The following is a 17,415-nucleotide window of genomic DNA, read 5'->3' as shown; positions in this document are numbered from 1 at the left end:
GCGATCGGCACCGGCCTGAACGCCGCCCCCGGCTACGCCGAGGCCGCCTGCCGGCACCTGGCCGAGATCACCGGCCTGCCCCTGGTCACCGCCATCGACCTGATCGAAGCCACCCAGGACGTCGGCGCGTTCGTGCACCTCTCCGGGGTCCTCAAACGCGTCGCCGTGAAACTCTCCAAAATCTGCAACGACCTGCGCCTGCTCTCCTCCGGCCCCCGCGCCGGATTCGGCGAAATCAACCTCCCCGCCGTGCAGTCCGGATCCTCCATCATGCCCGGCAAAATCAACCCGGTCATCCCCGAAGTCGTCTCCCAGGTCGCCTACGAAGTGATCGGCAACGACGTCACCATCACCATGGCCGCCGAAGCCGGACAACTCCAACTCAACGCCTTCGAACCCATCATCGTCCACAGCCTCCACAAGAGCATCTCCCACCTCGAAGCCGCCTGCCGCACCCTCACAGCACGCTGCATCCGGGGCATCACCGCCAACACCGAACACCTGCGCCTCACGGTCGAACAATCCATCGGCCTGGTCACCGCACTGAACCCCCACCTCGGCTACGCCACCGCAACCGCCATCGCCCAGGAAGCCCTGGCCACCGGCAAAGGCGTCGCCGAACTCGTCCTCGAACACGGCCTCCTCACCGCCGAACAACTCCAGGAACTCCTCAGCCCCCAACGCCTGGCCAACCTGAGCAAGTAACCCCAGTACCAGCACTACCCCATCCGACCAGGGAGCAGGGGCACACCGCCGTGCCCAAATTTCCCCACCGACTACAGAGAAAACGGCACTCGATGACGAGGACCGTTCCAGCACCGGGCCCCGGCCCGGCCTCTACGCAAGGACTGAGTATGAAAAACAAATCAACGATGTGGATTCTGGCAGCGCTCGTGTTCGGAATCCTCAGCGGTTTGTTGTTCCACTGGCTGCTGCCGGTGGAAACGCGCGAATCCGTCGTGGCCGTCCTCGACACCGTGACGCACATGTTCCTGAACCTGATCAAGATGATCATCGCCCCGCTGATCTTCGCCACGCTGGTCTCCGGCATCGCAGGGGCTGCCAAATCCGCCGGGGTGGGCAAGCTCTTCGGCCGCTCAATGATCTGGTTCCTGTCCGCGTCCGTCCTGGTGGGCGCCTTCGGCTTCATCACCGCGCACGTGCTCAACGTCGGCCACGGTCTCAACCTCGTGGCGGGAGGTGACGCGGGGATGGAAACGAAGCCCCTCGATTACGCGCAGTTCATGACGCACATCATTCCCACGAGCGTCTTCGCCGCCCTGACGGAAAACAACCCCCTGCAGATCCTCGTCTTCGGCGCCCTCTTCGGCATCGCCCTGCTGAATCTCCGGAAGAAAGGCCGCTCCTCCATCGCGGATGCCATCGACGAACTGATGGGCGTCATGCTCAAGGTCACCGGCTACGTGATGAAGGCGGCCCCGGTCGGCGTTTTCGCCGGCATCGCAGCGGCCTTCACCGCCGAGGGCCTGGACGCTTTCGCCACCTACGCGTCGTTCATCGGCGGCTTCTACGTCTCGCTCTCCGCACTCTGGGTCATCATGATCGGCGTCGCCGTTGTCTTCCTCGGAAAGGCCGCCTTCCGGCTGGTCCGGATTGTGCGCGAACCAATGGTCATCGCGTTCGCCACCTCCAGCAGCGAAGCCGCATTGCCCAAGCTCATTGAAGGCCTGACCAAGTTCGGCATCGAGAAGCGCACCACCGGTTTTGTGCTGCCCCTGGGTTACTCGTTCAACGTGGACGGTTCCATGATGTACATGACCTTCGCGTCGGTCTTCCTGATCAACGCCTACGGGATCGACATGGACCTTGGCCAGCAGGTCGCAATGACCGCAATGCTGCTGCTCAGCAGCAAGGGAATGGCCGGCGTGCCGCGCGGGTCACTCGTCGTCGTAGCCGCCGTGGTCCCTGCCTTCGGGATCCCCGCCGCCGGGATTGGTGTCCTGCTGGTGATCGACCAACTCCTGGACATGGGACGCACCGCCACCAACATCCTGGGAAACGCCATCGCCACCGCGGTCATCGGCCGGAACCACGACAAGACCGCCTCCCTCCCCGAGGCGTCGCAGGCCGAAACCTCCCACGACGGTCAGGACATCCAGGACGCCGCAGCCACTGAGGTCACAGAAGACAGCAGGGAGCCTGAGCGCGTTTCGATGCACTGACCGAGCGAACCTCCCTTACCCCCGGACGAAAGGAATGGCCAATGACCGCTGACTTTGAACTCCAGAGCCCGACGGAGGCACACCGCATTGAGCGGACGAAAAGGGCGCGAAGCACACCGATCAGAGCACAAATCATCAACTACCTGGCGAGCAACGGCGCAAGCAAGGTAGCTGACATCAGCAGCGGCATCGCGTTCTCGCGGGACTGCGTCAGGTACCACCTGGCAGCGCTGGAGAGCGCTTCGATCGTCCGTTCCAACATTTCCCCCGAAGCGAGGGGCCGCTGCACGCCCTTCTATGCCCTCGCCCCCGGAAAAACGCGGGCGGACTCCTAGCCGGACGGCGCAGACTGCCGGGCAGGCGGACGACGGCGGGACCTCCCACCGTCGTCCGCTTTGCCTTTTACCGCCCGGTTATCGCGGATTTCCCGCCCCCTTCGCCGCCAACCGACCGCGCATTGGTTCAGGGACCTAAAAGCCCTCGCTGGATTTAGTCCGGCATCCATATTTTCCGGCAACTGCACTGGATAGCATTGGGTGACCGGACAGAGCCGTCCGGGGGTATCAATTCCGAAGGAAACCCATGGCCGCAGCTACAGTGGACGACATCCTGTCGGATCTCCCTCTGGGTTTCGCCAGCCTCATCCTCCGGCCGTCCCGGGCGGAATCCCCCATTGAACGCTTCCTGATCGTTGACGCGGACGACGAAACGTCCGACGGCGGCGCCGCGTTTGTCCTGCTGATCGGGGTTCGTGGGCGCTCGGCTTTGCCGGCGCTCCGGCGCCTGGTGAAGAACCCTCCCCTGGTGCTCGCCGTCAAGGGCAGCCCCGGCGAACTGGCGGAAGCCGAAGAGCTGCTCCGGGCAGCCGGAACGGGACTCCTCCTGGTGGACCCGGCCGCTGACTGGGACCGGCTCCTGTCCATCGCCAAGGACCGGATCACGCCGCGCAGCTACCAGAGCGAAGTGCTGACGCTGCTGGAGGAAGACCTGTTCGCCATCGCGCAGACCACGGCCCGGCTGACATCGAGCCATGTTGTCATCGAGGACGCGGCAAACAAGGTCCTGGCCTACTCCACGGTGACAAATGACATCGATGAGCTCCGCAAGGCATCGATCCTTGCACGCCGTGGTCCGCGAAAGTACGAACTCCTCCTGAAGGACCTGGGCGCCTACCGCGAACTGCACCGGACCCGCCTGCCTGTCAGGGTTCCGGCCCGGCCCCAGGACGGTCTGAGGGAACGCGTCGCCATCACCCTGTTCGCCGGCGAGCGCATCATGGGGTACATCTGGCTGCAGGAAACCGGCGACGGGTTCGGCGCGGACGTCGACTATGTCCTGACCGGTTCGGCTGCCCGGGTGTCAGCCGAACTGATCCGCTACCGCAATCAGCAGTCAGTGCACATGCGCGAGGACCGCATTGCGCGGATCCTTTCGGGCCCGGCGGAAGCCGCAGCGAGTGCACACAGCGAGAAGATCCCCGCGGACCGTCCCTCGGCACTGATCCTGCTGGGAATGTCCGCCTCCCAGGCACAGGAAGACGACGCAGCCCTCAAACACGGGGAACTCGCCAACCTTGCGTCCATCCATGCGGCGGCCTACAAGGCGTCCGCCATCGTGGGGCAGTTCAACGGAGACACGGCCGTGATCGTCCCGGGGCTCCAGTCCGCCAGCGCCGAAGCCGGACTTCGGAGCCTGGCCGAGGCAATCGTCCGGGACGCCGGGAAGCACCTGGGCATCAGTCCGTTCGCGGCAGTGGGCCCGATCGCCCCCGATCTGTTGTCGATTCACTCCGTGACCGCCAAAACGGAAGCCCTGCTCGGCTGCATGCGGCGGTCCGGGACCGCGTCGGTGGCCTCGGTGGGCGACTTCGAGGTGGACATCCTGTTCCACGAAGCGGTGAAGAACTTCACGGCCTCCGACTTCCGCCACCGCAGCCTCTGGGCACTCCTCCGCGACGATCACGAACTGGCCGAAACCCTGCGGGCGTATTTTGCGGCGTCGCTGGACGTGGCTGAATGCGCCCAGCGGATGAGGATGCACAAGAACACCGTCTATTACAGGATCAGCAAGATCAGCCGCGTTACGGGCCTGAACTTCAGCAATCCCCGAGATTCATTGGTCGCCCTGCTCCACCTCCAGGAGTGGGCCGGCAAGCATAAGGAGCACCTGGGCAAGAAATGATGACAGCACTCGATTCACCGCCGCTTGGCCTGGTCCTGGCTGACATTGTCCGCAGCCACCGGCCCCGAAGTGTTGCAGGCTCGGTGCCCGCCGGCATTCCCCACCTGTCATCGCCGCCGTTCGACCGTTTCGGAATCGCCGTGGCCACAACCTCCGGGGAGGTGTTCAGCGCCGGCGACGCCGCCCTGCCCTTCTCGATCCAGAGCATCTCGAAGGTCTTCACCCTGGCCATGGCCCTCAACGCCGATGACCCTGGCACACTCTGGTCCCGGGTGCTCCGCGAACCGTCGGGAACCGCGTTCAACTCCCTGGTGCAGCTTGAAGTGGAGCACGGGATCCCGAGGAACCCGTTCATCAATTCCGGCGCCCTGGTGGTGACCGACCACCTGATGGAAAGGTTCCCTGACTCTGCAGGGCATGTCCTGCAGTTCCTCCGCGGCCAGGCGGGACAGCCCAGCGGCCAGGCGGGACAGCACAGCGGCCAGGGACCGTTCATCGATGAGGTGGCCGCAGAGAACGAGCTGGCCAACAGCAGCCGCAACCTGGCCCTGGCCCATTTCCTGAAGAACTTCGGCAACCTGCACCGGCCAGCCGAGGCCGTGGTGGAGAACTATGTCAGGCAGTGCTCCATCATGATGAGCTGCGTCGAGATGGCGAAGGCGGGCCTGTTCCTTGCCCGCGGCGGGCACGGAGCAAACGGCCCCGTCGTCTCCCGGAGCGAGGCCAAACGCATCGGATCCATCATGCTCACCTGCGGCATGTATGACGCCGCCGGCGAGTTCGCCTACCGCGTGGGCCTTCCCGGTAAGAGCGGTGTGGGCGGCGGAATCCTGGTCATCGTCCCCGGGGAGTGCTCCATCTGCGTCTGGAGCCCGCGGCTGGACTCCAAGGGAAACTCCCTGGCGGGCTCGGCGGCCCTCGCTGATCTGTCCGACCGTACCGGATGGTCAGTTTTCTAATCCGTCCCACACTTTCCTGTTCCACCCTCAGCTAGAGCTTCAACCGGTCGAAAGGATCACCCATGTCCAACAACCCCAATGACGAGGTTGCCCAGTACGATGCTGACGGCGGCCACGCGCATGCCACCGAACGCCTCCTTCACGCGGAGGACAAGGGCTACCACAAGAGCCTGAAGCCCCGCCAGATCCAGATGATCGCGATCGGCGGGGCCATCGGCACCGGCTTGTTCCTCGGTGCCGGCGGCCGGCTCAACGCTGCGGGGCCTTCCCTGGTGATCGCCTACGCCGTCTGCGGATTCTTCGCTTTCCTGATCCTCCGCGCGCTGGGCGAACTGGTGCTGCACCGCCCGTCGTCGGGCTCGTTCGTCTCCTACGCCCGTGAATTCTTCGGCGAGAAGGCCGCCTTTATTTCCGGCTGGTTTTACTGGATCAACTGGGCCACCACCACCATCGTGGACATCACCGCCGCAGCGCTCTACATGAACTTCTTCGGCCACTACATCCCGTGGATGGCGGATGTCCCGCAATGGGCCTGGGCACTGACCGCCCTCGTTGTGGTGCTGTGCCTGAACCTCGTCTCAGTGAAGGTTTTCGGCGAGATGGAATTCTGGTTCGCCATCATCAAGGTCGCTGCCCTTGTCGCGTTCCTGCTCGTCGGCACCTTTTTCGTCATCTTCGGCACTCCCGTGGACGGCCAGGAAGTCGGCTTCAGCCTCATCTCCGGAAACGGCGGAATCTTCCCCAACGGCATGCTGCCCATGATCATCCTGATGCAGGGTGTGCTGTTCGCCTACGCCTCCATCGAGCTGGTCGGCACTGCTGCCGGCGAAACCGAAAACCCCAAAGAGATCATGCCCAAGGCCATCAACTCCGTAGTCTTCCGCATCGCGGTGTTCTACGTCGGCTCCGTCATCCTGCTGGCCCTGCTGCTGCCCTACACGTCCTACGAAAAGGGTGTCAGCCCCTTCGTGACGTTCTTCGGTTCCATCGGCATCCAGGGCGTGGACGTCATCATGAACCTCGTGGTCCTCACCGCCGCGCTGTCCTCCCTCAACGCGGGCCTGTACTCCACCGGCCGCATCCTTCGCTCCATGTCCGTGGCCGGCTCCGCCCCCCGGTTTGCCCAGCGCATGAACAAAGCCGGTGTTCCTTACGGCGGAATCGCCATCACGGCCGGCGTCTCCCTCCTCGGCGTCCCGCTGAACTACCTCGTCCCCAGCGATGCCTTCGAGATCGTCCTCAACGTCGCCTCCGTTGGCATCATCGTCACCTGGGCCACCATTGTGCTCTGCCAGATGCAGCTCAAACGCTGGGCAGACAAGGGCTGGCTGAAGCGCCCGTCCTTCCGGATGTTCGGCGCCCCGTACACCGGCTACCTCTCCCTCCTGTTCCTCGTCAGCGTCCTGGTGATGGTCTTCATCGACTCTCCCCTCACCCTCCTGGTCACCCTCATCGCCTGCGCCCTCATGGTGGCCGGCTGGTACGCCTGCCGCAAACGGATCCACGAAATCGCCGAGGCACGCGACGGCTACACCGGCGCCGCACCCGTGGTGGCCAACCGGACTCCAATCCGGTAGCCACTCCCGCAACCACCCCGGTTTCCACAGCTCCCAGACCCTAACAACAACCGACGAAAGCCCGCCATGAACCGACAAGACCTGCTGAGCCCGCCACCTGACCGGGCGCCCACGGAAAACCAGGCGACGGACAGCTGCGAGGACGGCTGCTTCTTCTGCACCGGACCGGAAACCGACTAGGCGCCACCGGCGTCTCCACCCAACGCACGTAAACCACCACCCAACCCAAAAAGACAAGTAGTGATGACAACGGAGTCCGCATCCACCATGACCGCAACCGACACCCAGCCGTTCGACGGCGAAACCATCAATCAGATCGCAGCACGGCCAGCCTCGCCGGCTGACCCCGGAACACTGAGATCCGCCGGGCACGTGATTGTTGACTCCCTCGTGGCCCACGGCGTGGAGCGCACCTACGTGGTTCCCGGCGAGAGCTTCCTGGACGTGCTGGACGGGCTGCACGGTTCAGACATCGACACCGTGGTCTGCCGGCATGAGGGCGGTGCCGCCTACATGGCCGAGGCCGACGGCAAAATGAACCAGCGCCCGGGCGTTGCCATGGTGACGCGCGGCCCTGGTGCAGCCAACGCCCACGTTGGCCTGCACACGGCCTGGCAGGACTCCACGCCCATGCTGCTCTTCGTCGGGCTCATTCCCTTTGCGCACCGCGACCGCGAGGCGTTCCAGGAATTCGACATCAAGGCGTGGTTCGACACCGGAGCCAAGCGCGTGATGGTGCTCGATCACGCCGAGCGCGCCTCTGAGATTGTTGCGGAAGCCATGTTCGCGGCCATGAGCGGGCGCCCGGGGCCCGTGGTGGTGGGCTTGCCGGAAGACATCATCCGCCAGCAGATTGATCCGGCCCTGCACCCCACCATCCCGGTGGCGGCGGGCGGCATGAGCACCACCGACGCCGAAGCACTGGCCGCCGCACTGGCAAATTCCTCGAAGCCGCTCTTTGTCACCGGCGGCAACGACTGGACCCAGGAAGCGGCCAGCCAGCTCACCGAATGGCTGGAAAAGCACCACATCCCGGCCGCCGCGGAATGGCGCACCCAGGGAACCGTCTCCTTCGACTCCCCGTCCTATGTTGGTCCGATCGGCTACGGCCGCCCCCGCCCCACCTACGACCTGCTCGATGAAACCGACCTGCTTGTTTTCGTCGGGACCGTTCCCGGTGACGTGATCACGGACGGATTCCTCTGCCGGCAGGACTGGAACAAGAAGAACTTCCTGGTGACCATCGATCCCTCGCTGCGCGGCCGCTCCGGCCCGGTCTCCCGGCAGATCGTGGCGAAACCGGACGCTTTCGTCCGCGACCTGGTGGCAATCGACCTGCCCCTGAAGGAGGAATGGAAGGCCTGGACGGCCAGGATGCGTGCCGAGCAGACGTCCTTCGCGAACCTGCCTCCGGCCACACCGGCTGAAGGTCCCGCCAGGATGGACACTTTGATGGCCAACCTGGTCCCGAGGCTGCCGGAGGACGCCATGGTGACATTCGGCGCAGGCGAGCACACCAACTGGGCGCACCGGTATTTCCCCACCCGCCGCTATGCCTCAATGATCAGCGCCCGGAACGGCTCCATGGGCTACTCCGTTCCCTCGGCCGTTGCCGCCTCGCTGGCAAGTCCGCAGCGCCGGGTGGTCACCATCGCAGGAGACGGCGAGTTCCTTATGAACGGCCAGGAGCTGGCCACCGCTGCCCAATACGGGGCCACGCCGCTCATCATCGTGATGGACAACCAGGAGTACGGCACCATCCGCACGCACCAGGAGCGGCACTACCCGTCCCGGGTGTCGGGCACGCAGCTGAAGAATCCGGACTTCGGCCTCATGGCCCGGGCCTTCGGCGGATTCGGCATCACCGTCACCCGTGACGGGGATGTGCCGGCCGCCCTCGACGCCGCGTTCCGGGCCATCGACCAGGACGGGGTGTTCGCCCTCATCCACCTCATCGTGGAACAGCGGGTGAAGGCCTACTGACTGTGCGGCGGGGTGCGTTCCGTACGCGGCGGTGGATGACGTACTCGGCCACCGCCACGTTGATCACCCACCCCGCCCCCAGCAGCACTGCGCGGGTGGGCACGTCGGTGGGTCCGATAAGCAGCAGCCAGGGGATGCCCACAAAGGCCTGTGTTCCCGCGCCGACGGCAATGGCATAGGCGCGCGTCATCCAGGCGCTGTGCCGCACGAAGTCCCGCCTCCTGACCGCGGCCAGCCCCAGGACCAGGCTCACCAGCATCGCCGTGCCGAAAAAGAGCCGGAGCGGGACGTCGGTGTAACCGTCCGGGAGAGGGTAGAAGGCGGACATCCACAGCCCGGACAGCGCGGCAAGCACACCGGCTGGGATGAGAATGCGCCCGGCGATACGGTGCCAGCCGCGGCGTCCCCGAAGTGACGGAACGAACTGGAACGCCCCGAGCAGGGAATAGACGGTGACGCTGACAATGTGCGTCACCACCGGGATCGGAGACGCGAAGAACCGCGCGTTTTGCGGCGTAACATCTGCGCCTGCGGTCAGTTCGGTCAGGCGGAGGGCCCCGAAGATCACCGGGATGAGGCTGAGCAGGATCAACCCGGCGGGCACGGGCCACTGGGGCCGGGAACGCCGGACGGGTGAGGCTGCGGGGCGGATGGTTTGCGTTGGCATGGCGGTCCTCGCTGGCTGGGTATACGGTGTACACCTGATGCGTCTGACCATAGGTGTACGCCGTACACTTGTCAATAGATGGCGGGTCGGCGCCAGGCCGGAAGCGGCCCGCTGGACCGTTGTGATGAGTCTCACGCGCAATGATCGGCTATTGGCTTGAGACGCCAGCGCCCCTCCATGCATCATGGAAAGGACGGCTGAGAATGCGATTTCCCAGCCGGAAGCCCTGATCCTCACGCTTAGGCGCAGAGAATGCAGCGGCTTGGAACAACCAACCTGGTGGACGCAACGAGGCCAAACCAGTGAGCTCGCCCGAGCTGCAGAAGGCCTCTGAGCGTTCACGGACAGACCCGTCCCGGGCTCCGCACCGACGCGAAGCCCATGACCGAACTTACGAATGAGGCACCGAATAATGACGTTCGAAACCAACCACTCCGTGACGCTTAAAATCTGGGACCGCTCCGCGATTGACCACACGCTGGACGCCCTGGTGCACGACATTTCCACCAAGGCCAACGCGCACCGCAGCGACGTTGCCGTCACCCTCAGCGGGCCGAACACCTTTACGGTCAGCCTGAACCGGAAGGCCGCCCAGGGCGTTTCCGTCTAGGGAACCGCACGGAAAACGCAAGAGAACGACGGCGGGAGCTCCCGCCGTCGTTCTCTTGCGTTACCGGCCTAACAGTCTTCGCTGGCCGTGATGCCGGTCAGGCGTGGGCGTGCTCGGCGAGCAGGGCGTCAATCTGGCCGGCCGCTTCCTTCATGCCTTCCTCCATGCCCATCTGGACCATCTGTTCCATCTGCTCTTCGGATTCGAAGGTGGACATAATGGTCATTCGGGTGCGGCCGCCGAGGTCCTCAAGGCCAACAGCGGCATGGGCACTGCCCATGGCATCCACGGGCGCTCCGGTTTCGTCAGCGAAGCCATCATCAAATTCGAGCCTGCGCGGCGCCTCAATGGTTCTGAATTTCCACCAGCCTCGGGGCTTCTCGCCTTCGGGGGTGGTCATGTAATAGTCGGCCTTCCCGCCGGGCTGGAAGTCGAACCGGTCAAACGTGGCCGGGTAGTTGGGCGGGCCCCACCAGCGCTCAAGCTGCCGGGGGTCTTCCCAGATCTGCCAGACGCGCTCGACACTGGCGTCAAACTCCGCGACGAGGGTCAAGCTGAGTGCCTCGAGATTCGCGGTGGAACTGATAACAGGCATTGCGTAACCTTCCTATCCTTCAGCCAGAATGTCTGCGATTCGCCCGGCGCGCTGCCGCCAGATCGCCTCATACTCATCAAGCAGCCGGCGGGCCTTCTGCAGGCCTTCATGATTGCTCCGCACGATCTGCTCCCTTCCGCGCTTCTCCTTCGTCACCAGGGAAGCGCGCTCCAGCACCGCCACATGCTTCTGGACGGCGGCGAAGCTCATGGCGTAGAGGGCCGCGAGGCCGGACACCGAATACTCCCCCACCGTCACCCGTCGCACAATGTCCCTGCGGGTGGCATCGGAGAACGCCTGGAAGAGGCGGTCCAATTCGGCTTCACTCATCTGATCTACAACCATTTGGTTGTAGGATACGGCTATGGCGGAGGGGTGTCAATAGGCTAGCGCTGGCGGAAGCCCGCCCCGTAAGACGTGCCGGCCATCAGGTCCGCACCGTCAGCCCGCAGCCTGGAGCGCAGGGTTCCGCTCTTGGGTTCCGTGTCATATAGTCCGCGCTTGGCGAGTTCCGGCACCACCAGTTCGGCGAAGTCGTTCAGGGATCCGGGACTCACCAGAGGGTTGATCATGTAGCCGTCCAGCCCCGACGCCGCCGAGTGATCCTGGATCTGCGAGGCAACCTCCTCCGGCGTGCCGATGAACAGCAGGTCCGTTCCGCGCGTGACTTCGGCGAATTTGCGACGCACATCCCCGGCGGTGAGCGGCTTGTTCTGTGGCGCCCCCTTGACCACGTAGGAAGTGAGTCCGTTGGATGCCGTGGCCAGCGGCTCGTCGTCGGCGTACTTGCTGAGGTCGATCCCGGTGTCGCCGGCATAGCTGACCAGCTGCGCCTCCAGATGGTAGTTGCGCTGGAGTTCCTCGTACTTTTCCTGCGCTTCGATCGCCGTGGGTGCGGTGATGATCCGGGCGAGCGCCATGGAGCGGACCTCGCCGGCGGGACGGCCGCCCTCCAGCGCCCTGCGGTTGATGTCCGCCAGTCCCGCAGCGATCTCCTGCGGGTCCTTCTTGGGCAGCAGAATCACTTCGGCGTGCTTGGCCGCGAACTCGCGGCCCCGCGGCGACCACCCCGCCTGGAACAGGGCGGGGGTCCGCTGCGGCGACGGCGACGTCAGCGACGGTCCGTCCACGCGGAAGTGCTCGCCGTCGTGGTTGATCGACTGAACGGAACCGGGTCGGGCGTAAACCTTTTCACTCTTGCTTCCGACGACGGCGTCGCCCGCCCAGCTGCCTTCCAGCAGCTTGTAGAACACATCCATGAATTCATCCGCGCGGCCGTATCGGTCCGCGTGCTTGAGCATCTCGTCCATGCCGAAGTTCCGGGCGGCGCTGGAGAGGTACGACGTAACGATGTTCCAGCCGATCCGGCCGTTGCTGAGGTGGTCCAGGGTGCCGAAGCGGCGAGCCAGGGAGAACGGGTGCTCATACGTCGTCGAGGCCGTAATCACGAACGACAGCCGCTCCGTGAGGGCGGCGAGCGCCGGCACATACATAAAGGGGTCATTCGCAGGTGCTTCCACCGCCCAGCCCAGGGCGGCGTCGGCCGATCCGCCGTACACGTCATAGAGACCCAGGACGTCGGCAAAGAACAGTGCATCCAGGTTGGCCTGTTCGGCCGTGATGGCCACGTCCCGCCAGCGGTCCAGCGAGTTGAGCTCCAGGCGGTTATCCAGCGGGTGCGTCCAGAGGCTCGGGGCGCCGCCGCAACCGACGCTGGCCTGTTCGTAGAGGGCGAAAAGCAGCGGGGAGGTGGGGGTGCTCAAGACGGATCACTTCGCTTTCGTGGACGGAACAATTCAAGCTATGTGCAGTATAGACAAATAAATATGCTTGTGTTGCTCATCACCTTCTGTCAGGATGATGCAAACGCCACGCGAGCTGGCTCCGGACGATCCATGGAAGAGGCATCCAGACATGAATATTGGTATGAGAAGCGTGCGCAAACTCCGCGTCCACTGGCCCATTGCCGCACTGTCGTTGAGGCAGCTGGTGGAGGGCGACCTGGAGGTCCTGCAAGCGGACCCGGGCCTCGCGTCACTTTTTGACGCATTGGAGTCATGCCCCGAACTGGGCGACTTTGGAAACTACCGGCATGTGTTCGAATCGAGTCTCGGCTTCGAGGGGTTCACCGCTTCAGCGGCAGCAAACCCCACGTTCGGCCGCGCAGGCGAGAGGACCCTGTCGCCCACTTTTGTCCTGACCACTTACCTGGACGCTGATCTGTCCGAGGAGGCAGTCGGCCGCCTCCTGGAACGCATGATCGAAGTCCACCCCTGGGAGGTGCCGGTCATCGAACTCTCCGATCCGGTCCGCGTCTCCACCGCAGCGGCGATTCGCCCGGCACTGGGCCGGGCGTCATGACGGTCCACGCCGCCGGCACCCAGGCCACGGGCACTCAGGCCACCGGCACCCAGGCCACAGGCACTCAGGCTACCGACCTCTGGAAGGCCTTTCAGACGCTGCTGTCCGGCCGGTCGTTCACCGACCTGACACACGCCTTCCACCCCGGCCAGCCACACTTCCCCGCTTTTCCGGACGAAGGCAGGACGGCCCTGTTCGACCTCGAAAAGGGCGACGGCTTCACGGCGCACGTCTACTCCATCGTCGGCCAGTGGGGCACCCACGTGGACCCGCCGTCGCACTTTATCCGGGGCGGGCGAAGCCTGGACAACATCCCCGTGGACGAGATGGTGCTGCCCCTGGTGGTGCTGGACATCAGCACGCGGGCCGCGGGCGATGCTGATGCCACGCCCACCCTCGATGACGTCAGCGAATGGGAGGAGCGGAACGGCCGGATGCCGGCGGGCGCGTTCGTGGCGCTCCGGACCGGCTGGAGCAACCGCTGGCCGGACCCGGAGGCGATGGCGAACCCGGATGCCGACGGCGTCAGCCACACCCCGGGCTGGTCCCGGGAGGTGCTGTCCTTCCTGGTCACCGAGCGGAACATCACCGCGATCGGCCACGAGCAGACGGATACGGACCCGGGCAGGGCGACGTCGCACCAGGACTTCAGCCTGGAAACCTACATCCTTGCCCAGGACTGCTGGCAGATAGAACTGCTCGCCAACCTGGACGGCCTGCCGGAATCGGGAGCGGTGCTCGTAGCCTCCTGGCCGAAGCCTCAAGGCGGCAGCGGATTCCCTGCCCGGGTCTTCGCGATCCACTAGGCGCGGGTTGCCAGCAACTAAGATCGGAGCCATGTCGAAAATCTCCAGCATGGGCCGCGGAATGCAGGTTGTCTTCGCCGTTGGCTCCCGTCACGGCGGAGGAGCGCGGGGCGCGACCGTCGGGGACATCGCCGCAGATCTCGGCAAGGACCGCAGCCAGGTTTCCCGCGGGCTCAAGGCCGCCCAGCAGGAGAACTTCCTGCTCCGTGGCGGGCACCGGGAGTATTCGCTGGACTGGAGCCTATACACGGATGCCCAGCTACTCACTGAGCAACGGCTCCGGACGGAAGGCATGACGGCGTTGGAGCGGCTCGTCGAGGACACCGGGGAAGGCTGCTTCCTCGGTGTCCTCAACGGGGACAGCACCGTAACGATTGGTGAACACGTCCCGCCGAACAGCAGGATGGTGGGCTCGTGGATCGGCCGGCCCTACCCCGCCTACTGCAGCGACGCGGGCCAGGCGCTGCTGTGGGACGCCAGCGACGCCGAGGTCCGGGCCGTGTTCAGCCAGACCGACTTTGTCCGCCATGGCCCCAACACTCCCGCCGATATTGAAGACTTCCTGGCCCGTCTGGCCGGGGCGCGGCAGCGCGGCTATTCCGTTGTGGATGAAGAGGCGGAGCCCCATCTGTACTCGGTGGCCGTTCCTGTCCGCGACTTCCGCGGCGAGGCCATCGCGGCTTTGCAGGTGGTCGGATCAAAGGCGCGGCTGGAACCGAAGCGCGAAGAGATTGCCGCCGCGGCCCTGAAGTGGTGCGGGTGGCTTGAAGCGGCCCTGGGCCGGCCTAGCTGACGCCCCCGCGGCCTGGGCCCACCGCCGAGAGGCGCTGTGCTGCCGAGTGCAGCGCCCCGGCAATTTCCTCGGCCCGGACGTCAAAAGCGGCACCGCTGCCCAGGACGGCAAGGGCAGCGGTCACACGCCCGGCCGGATCCCGCACGGGAACGGCAAGCTCATGGACCCCGTGCTCGAACTCCTCGGCCGCCCTGATGAAACCCTGCGGGCGGTCCTGTTCCATCAATGCGCACACTTCCGGCACGGAGTGAGCTGCCCTTGGGCCGCCCACGCCGATAAAGTCCACACCCTGAAGAAGCTCCTCAACCTCGGTGGCCTTGTGGTCCCAGAGGAGGGCCCGGCCTGAACCTGTGCACCAGACGGGGGTGACCATGCCGGGTTTCACAAAGCTTCCCAGCGCGCCGTCATTGCTGGACGTCCTGAGCAGGATCACCCGTACGCCGTCACGGACGGACAGCCGGGCCCGGAGGCCGAACTCAGCCACGAAAAGTTCCAGCTCACTCTTAGCCTCGCCGATCCAGCCAACATTGAGGCTGGCCCCAAGCTGGAAGAAGGCCGGCCCGGCACGGAACGGCCCGCGTTCCACCCGCTCCAGAATGGCCAGTTCGCAGAGCTCCTGGGTAAGCCGGGACACGCGGCCCTGGTCCATCGCCAGCTCGGCGGCGAGCTGCGAAACGCCCAGCAGTCCCCTGCCCCGCTTCTCGCGGTCGACGATGAGCCGGACAATGCGAAGGCCCTGGCCCAGCGATGACGCTTCCGACAATTCCAAGCTGAACCGCTCCCTCTGGTGGACTTCAACGCCCATTCTCACACCCAGGCGGCGGTGACCGGCGGCTTTCGTCTTTGCCGGCAAGCCTTTCGACGAACACGCCGGAGGCCCGGCGGCCGAAGACTGGTTCGGCCGCCGGGCCGGCGGGGTTGCCGCAGAACTGCCGCAGAACTGCCGCAGCAGGCTACTCCGCGAGCTGCCGCCGTCGTCCGTACTTGATGTAGAAGAAGGCGTAGCAGGCGCCCACGAAAGGAATGCCGAAGTAGAGGGCAGCGACCTGGTTCGGGTCGAAGGCGATGCCGATCAGCGAGACGAGGCACAGCGTGAAGGCAAGGATCGGGACCACCGGGAACAGCGGGGCCTTGTAGGCGAGATCGTGGATGTTTCCGCCGTTCCGCACGAAGGCACGCCGGTGGAAGAAGTGCGACGCCGTGATGGACATCCAGACCCCCACAACGGCGAACCCGGCAACAGACACCAGCGCGAGGTACACCGATTCCGGAGCCACCACGCTGCTGATCAGCGAAGCCAGCCCGCCGACCATGCTGACGCAGAGCGCGATGAGGGGAATCCCGTTTTTGGTCAGCTTCCGGAAAGCCTTCGGTGCGTGCCCTTCCTCGGACAGGGAAAAGAGCATCCGGGCGCAGGAGAACAGGCCGCTGTTCCCGGCGGAGAGCAGTGCGGTGATAATGACGAAGTTCATGATGTCCGCCGCATAGGGAATGCCGATGGAGGAAAAGACCGTCACGAAGGGGCTCTCGTCCAGGCCCACCTGGTCAAAGGGGATGGTGGCAGCGATGACGCCGATGGCGCCCACAAAGAAGATCAAGAGGCGGAACACGGTGGTCCGCATGGCCTTGGGAATGCTGGTCTCGGGGTCGGCGGTTTCGCCGGCTGCGACGCCGATGAGTTCCGAACCGGAGAACGCGTAGAACACTGCAAGGGCAGTCACCAGGACGCCGGAGAAGCCGTTGGGGAACAGTCCGCCCGACGTGTTGAAGTTTTCGAGCAGGAACGGGTGGGAACCTCCGGCCAGCGGGTGGAACCCGACCAGGGCGGCCCCGCCGAAGGCAATCAGGACAACGATGGCGCCCACTTTGATGATGGAAAACCAGAACTCGGATTCGCCGAAGAAGCGCGAGGAGACGGCGTTCAGGGCAAACAGGATGGACGCGAAGACGATGCACCACACCCACACCTCAATTCCCGGGAACCAGCGCTGCATGAGCAGGCCGGCCGCGGTGAACTCCGACCCCAGGGCCACGGCCCAGCACAGCCAGTACAGCCAGGCCGTGGTGAAGCCGGTGGCCGGACCGATGGACCTGGCGGCGTAGATGTGGAACGCGCCTGAGACCGGATAAGCGATGGCCAGCTCGCCGAGGCAGGCCATGACCAGGTAGACGACGAACGCGCCCACGAGATACGCCAGGACTGCCCCAAGCGGGCCGGCCTGGGAAATCGTGTAGCCCGAACTGAGGAAGAGGCCGGACCCGATGACGCCGCCCATGGCGATCATCACCAGGTGCCGCGGCCCCATGGATCGGCGGAGCCCCGGCGCCGGTCCAAGGTCTGATTCAGCGGGTCCCAATCCAGGGGATGAAGAAGCCTGCGGATCCAAGCGGGTTGTGGAAGAAAGTTCCATGAATTGCTCCCGGGAAAAGTAGTCGGGGTGCGAACGGGATTGATGCACCGGAAAGCCTCGGAGGGCGTCGGGGACCATTCCGGTAAACCCAACCGCCGTGACGAAAGTAACACCAAATCGCCGTTTTGATCTTTAAAAACATCCCTGGATGCATATATTGCACGAATATTAAGGCGTCGCGGTACACATGGCGTCATCCTTGGTCACTTTGCGCAGTCCTTTGGGCGGATTCACATGGCTGGACGGACACGGACCGGCCTGAGCATGGAACCACCAAGCATTTCCGAGA

17 protein-coding genes are annotated in these 17,415 nt (G+C 64.8%); 11 read left to right on the top strand and 6 right to left on the bottom strand.

From position 1 onward, the window contains the following. From AB0N24_RS15020 to AB0N24_RS14990, 7 genes are all read left to right on the top strand, one after another. Positions 1–705 (top strand): lyase family protein (locus tag AB0N24_RS15020; RefSeq protein WP_364122403.1); only part of this gene is annotated, 705 nt, incomplete at its 5' end. 149 nt (positions 706–854) lie between these two features. Further along, positions 855–2,183 carry a dicarboxylate/amino acid:cation symporter gene (locus AB0N24_RS15015; RefSeq protein ID WP_364125669.1) on the top strand — a complete coding sequence of 443 codons (1,329 nt, stop codon included), beginning with the start codon at positions 855–857 and terminating at the stop codon, positions 2,181–2,183. 41 nt (positions 2,184–2,224) lie between these two features. Beyond that, the gene (locus AB0N24_RS15010) at positions 2,225–2,518 is read left to right on the top strand and encodes a winged helix-turn-helix domain-containing protein (protein ID WP_364125666.1); all 294 of its coding nucleotides are present in this window, start codon (positions 2,225–2,227) and stop codon (positions 2,516–2,518) included. Positions 2,519–2,765: 247 nt separating this feature from the next. Further along, positions 2,766–4,364 carry a helix-turn-helix domain-containing protein gene (locus tag AB0N24_RS15005; protein WP_364125663.1) on the top strand — a complete coding sequence of 533 codons (1,599 nt, stop codon included), beginning with the start codon at positions 2,766–2,768 and terminating at the stop codon, positions 4,362–4,364. Next, positions 4,361–5,323, top strand: a complete 963-nt coding sequence (locus AB0N24_RS15000) for a glutaminase (protein WP_364125661.1) — start codon at positions 4,361–4,363, stop codon at positions 5,321–5,323. The genes AB0N24_RS15005 and AB0N24_RS15000 overlap by 4 nt, the downstream gene beginning before the upstream one ends. Before the next feature lie 62 nt (positions 5,324–5,385). Next, the gene (locus tag AB0N24_RS14995; protein ID WP_364125659.1) at positions 5,386–6,900 is read left to right on the top strand and encodes an amino acid permease; all 1,515 of its coding nucleotides are present in this window, start codon (positions 5,386–5,388) and stop codon (positions 6,898–6,900) included. 243 nt (positions 6,901–7,143) lie between these two features. Further along, positions 7,144–8,883 (top strand): thiamine pyrophosphate-dependent enzyme, encoded by a 1,740-nt coding sequence (locus AB0N24_RS14990; protein ID WP_364125656.1) that lies wholly within the window; start codon positions 7,144–7,146, stop codon positions 8,881–8,883. Here the strand turns inward: AB0N24_RS14990 and AB0N24_RS14985 are convergent. After that, a complete protein-coding gene (locus AB0N24_RS14985) occupies positions 8,852–9,550 on the bottom strand; it encodes a DUF2306 domain-containing protein (protein ID WP_364125653.1) in 699 nt (232 codons plus the stop codon). The genes AB0N24_RS14990 and AB0N24_RS14985 overlap by 32 nt on opposite strands. Before the next feature lie 412 nt (positions 9,551–9,962). Here AB0N24_RS14985 and AB0N24_RS14980 point away from each other — a divergent pair, with 412 nt between their 5' ends. Then, positions 9,963–10,160 (top strand): hypothetical protein, encoded by a 198-nt coding sequence (locus AB0N24_RS14980; protein ID WP_364125650.1) that lies wholly within the window; start codon positions 9,963–9,965, stop codon positions 10,158–10,160. Positions 10,161–10,257: 97 nt separating this feature from the next. On the opposite strand, the gene AB0N24_RS14975 is transcribed toward AB0N24_RS14980, so the two are convergent. The 3 genes from AB0N24_RS14975 to AB0N24_RS14965 are packed head-to-tail and all read right to left on the bottom strand — an operon-like array spanning position 10,258 to position 12,518. Then, positions 10,258–10,755 (bottom strand): SRPBCC domain-containing protein, encoded by a 498-nt coding sequence (locus AB0N24_RS14975; protein ID WP_364125647.1) that lies wholly within the window; start codon positions 10,753–10,755, stop codon positions 10,258–10,260. A gap of 12 nt (positions 10,756–10,767) precedes the next feature. After that, positions 10,768–11,100, bottom strand: coding sequence for a metalloregulator ArsR/SmtB family transcription factor (locus AB0N24_RS14970; RefSeq protein WP_364125645.1), 333 nt, complete (start codon positions 11,098–11,100; stop codon positions 10,768–10,770). A 41-nt stretch (positions 11,101–11,141) separates the two neighbouring features. Continuing rightward, positions 11,142–12,518, bottom strand: coding sequence for an NtaA/DmoA family FMN-dependent monooxygenase (locus AB0N24_RS14965; RefSeq protein WP_364125642.1), 1,377 nt, complete (start codon positions 12,516–12,518; stop codon positions 11,142–11,144). 151 nt (positions 12,519–12,669) lie between these two features. Between AB0N24_RS14965 and AB0N24_RS14960 the strand changes: the two genes are divergently transcribed. The 3 genes from AB0N24_RS14960 to AB0N24_RS14950 are packed head-to-tail and all read left to right on the top strand — an operon-like array spanning position 12,670 to position 14,715. After that, positions 12,670–13,116 carry a hypothetical protein gene (locus AB0N24_RS14960; protein ID WP_364125639.1) on the top strand — a complete coding sequence of 149 codons (447 nt, stop codon included), beginning with the start codon at positions 12,670–12,672 and terminating at the stop codon, positions 13,114–13,116. Next, positions 13,113–13,922 carry a cyclase family protein gene (locus AB0N24_RS14955; RefSeq protein ID WP_364125636.1) on the top strand — a complete coding sequence of 270 codons (810 nt, stop codon included), beginning with the start codon at positions 13,113–13,115 and terminating at the stop codon, positions 13,920–13,922. Before AB0N24_RS14960 ends, AB0N24_RS14955 begins: the two co-directional genes overlap by 4 nt. A 31-nt stretch (positions 13,923–13,953) precedes the next feature. Further along, the gene (locus tag AB0N24_RS14950) at positions 13,954–14,715 is read left to right on the top strand and encodes an IclR family transcriptional regulator (RefSeq protein ID WP_364125633.1); all 762 of its coding nucleotides are present in this window, start codon (positions 13,954–13,956) and stop codon (positions 14,713–14,715) included. Here the strand turns inward: AB0N24_RS14950 and AB0N24_RS14945 are convergent. Beyond that, a complete protein-coding gene (locus AB0N24_RS14945; RefSeq protein WP_364125630.1) occupies positions 14,708–15,484 on the bottom strand; it encodes an IclR family transcriptional regulator C-terminal domain-containing protein in 777 nt (258 codons plus the stop codon). The genes AB0N24_RS14950 and AB0N24_RS14945 overlap by 8 nt on opposite strands. A 184-nt stretch (positions 15,485–15,668) precedes the next feature. After that, positions 15,669–17,126, bottom strand: coding sequence for an amino acid permease (locus AB0N24_RS14940; RefSeq protein WP_364125627.1), 1,458 nt, complete (start codon positions 17,124–17,126; stop codon positions 15,669–15,671). Positions 17,127–17,415: the final 289 nt, after the last annotated feature.

Origin of the sequence: Arthrobacter sp. NPDC093128, from assembly GCF_040683875.1 — a bacterium.
Taxonomy (GTDB): Bacteria; Actinomycetota; Actinomycetes; order Actinomycetales; family Micrococcaceae; genus Arthrobacter.
Note: the sequence above shows the minus strand (reverse complement) of the source record. Positions and strands in the feature narration are given on the sequence as shown.

Coding starts and splice junctions, on each gene's coding strand:
- AB0N24_RS15015 (WP_364125669.1), top strand. CDS start 855: ATGAAAAACAAATCAACGATGTGGATTCTGGCAGCGCTCGTGTTCGGA.
- AB0N24_RS15010 (WP_364125666.1), top strand. CDS start 2,225: ATGACCGCTGACTTTGAACTCCAGAGCCCGACGGAGGCACACCGCATT.
- AB0N24_RS15005 (WP_364125663.1), top strand. CDS start 2,766: ATGGCCGCAGCTACAGTGGACGACATCCTGTCGGATCTCCCTCTGGGT.
- AB0N24_RS15000 (WP_364125661.1), top strand. CDS start 4,361: ATGATGACAGCACTCGATTCACCGCCGCTTGGCCTGGTCCTGGCTGAC.
- AB0N24_RS14995 (WP_364125659.1), top strand. CDS start 5,386: ATGTCCAACAACCCCAATGACGAGGTTGCCCAGTACGATGCTGACGGC.
- AB0N24_RS14990 (WP_364125656.1), top strand. CDS start 7,144: ATGACAACGGAGTCCGCATCCACCATGACCGCAACCGACACCCAGCCG.
- AB0N24_RS14985 (WP_364125653.1), bottom strand. CDS start 9,550: ATGCCAACGCAAACCATCCGCCCCGCAGCCTCACCCGTCCGGCGTTCC.
- AB0N24_RS14980 (WP_364125650.1), top strand. CDS start 9,963: ATGACGTTCGAAACCAACCACTCCGTGACGCTTAAAATCTGGGACCGC.
- AB0N24_RS14975 (WP_364125647.1), bottom strand. CDS start 10,755: ATGCCTGTTATCAGTTCCACCGCGAATCTCGAGGCACTCAGCTTGACC.
- AB0N24_RS14970 (WP_364125645.1), bottom strand. CDS start 11,100: ATGGTTGTAGATCAGATGAGTGAAGCCGAATTGGACCGCCTCTTCCAG.
- AB0N24_RS14960 (WP_364125639.1), top strand. CDS start 12,670: ATGAATATTGGTATGAGAAGCGTGCGCAAACTCCGCGTCCACTGGCCC.
- AB0N24_RS14955 (WP_364125636.1), top strand. CDS start 13,113: ATGACGGTCCACGCCGCCGGCACCCAGGCCACGGGCACTCAGGCCACC.
- AB0N24_RS14950 (WP_364125633.1), top strand. CDS start 13,954: ATGTCGAAAATCTCCAGCATGGGCCGCGGAATGCAGGTTGTCTTCGCC.
- AB0N24_RS14940 (WP_364125627.1), bottom strand. CDS start 17,126: ATGGAACTTTCTTCCACAACCCGCTTGGATCCGCAGGCTTCTTCATCC.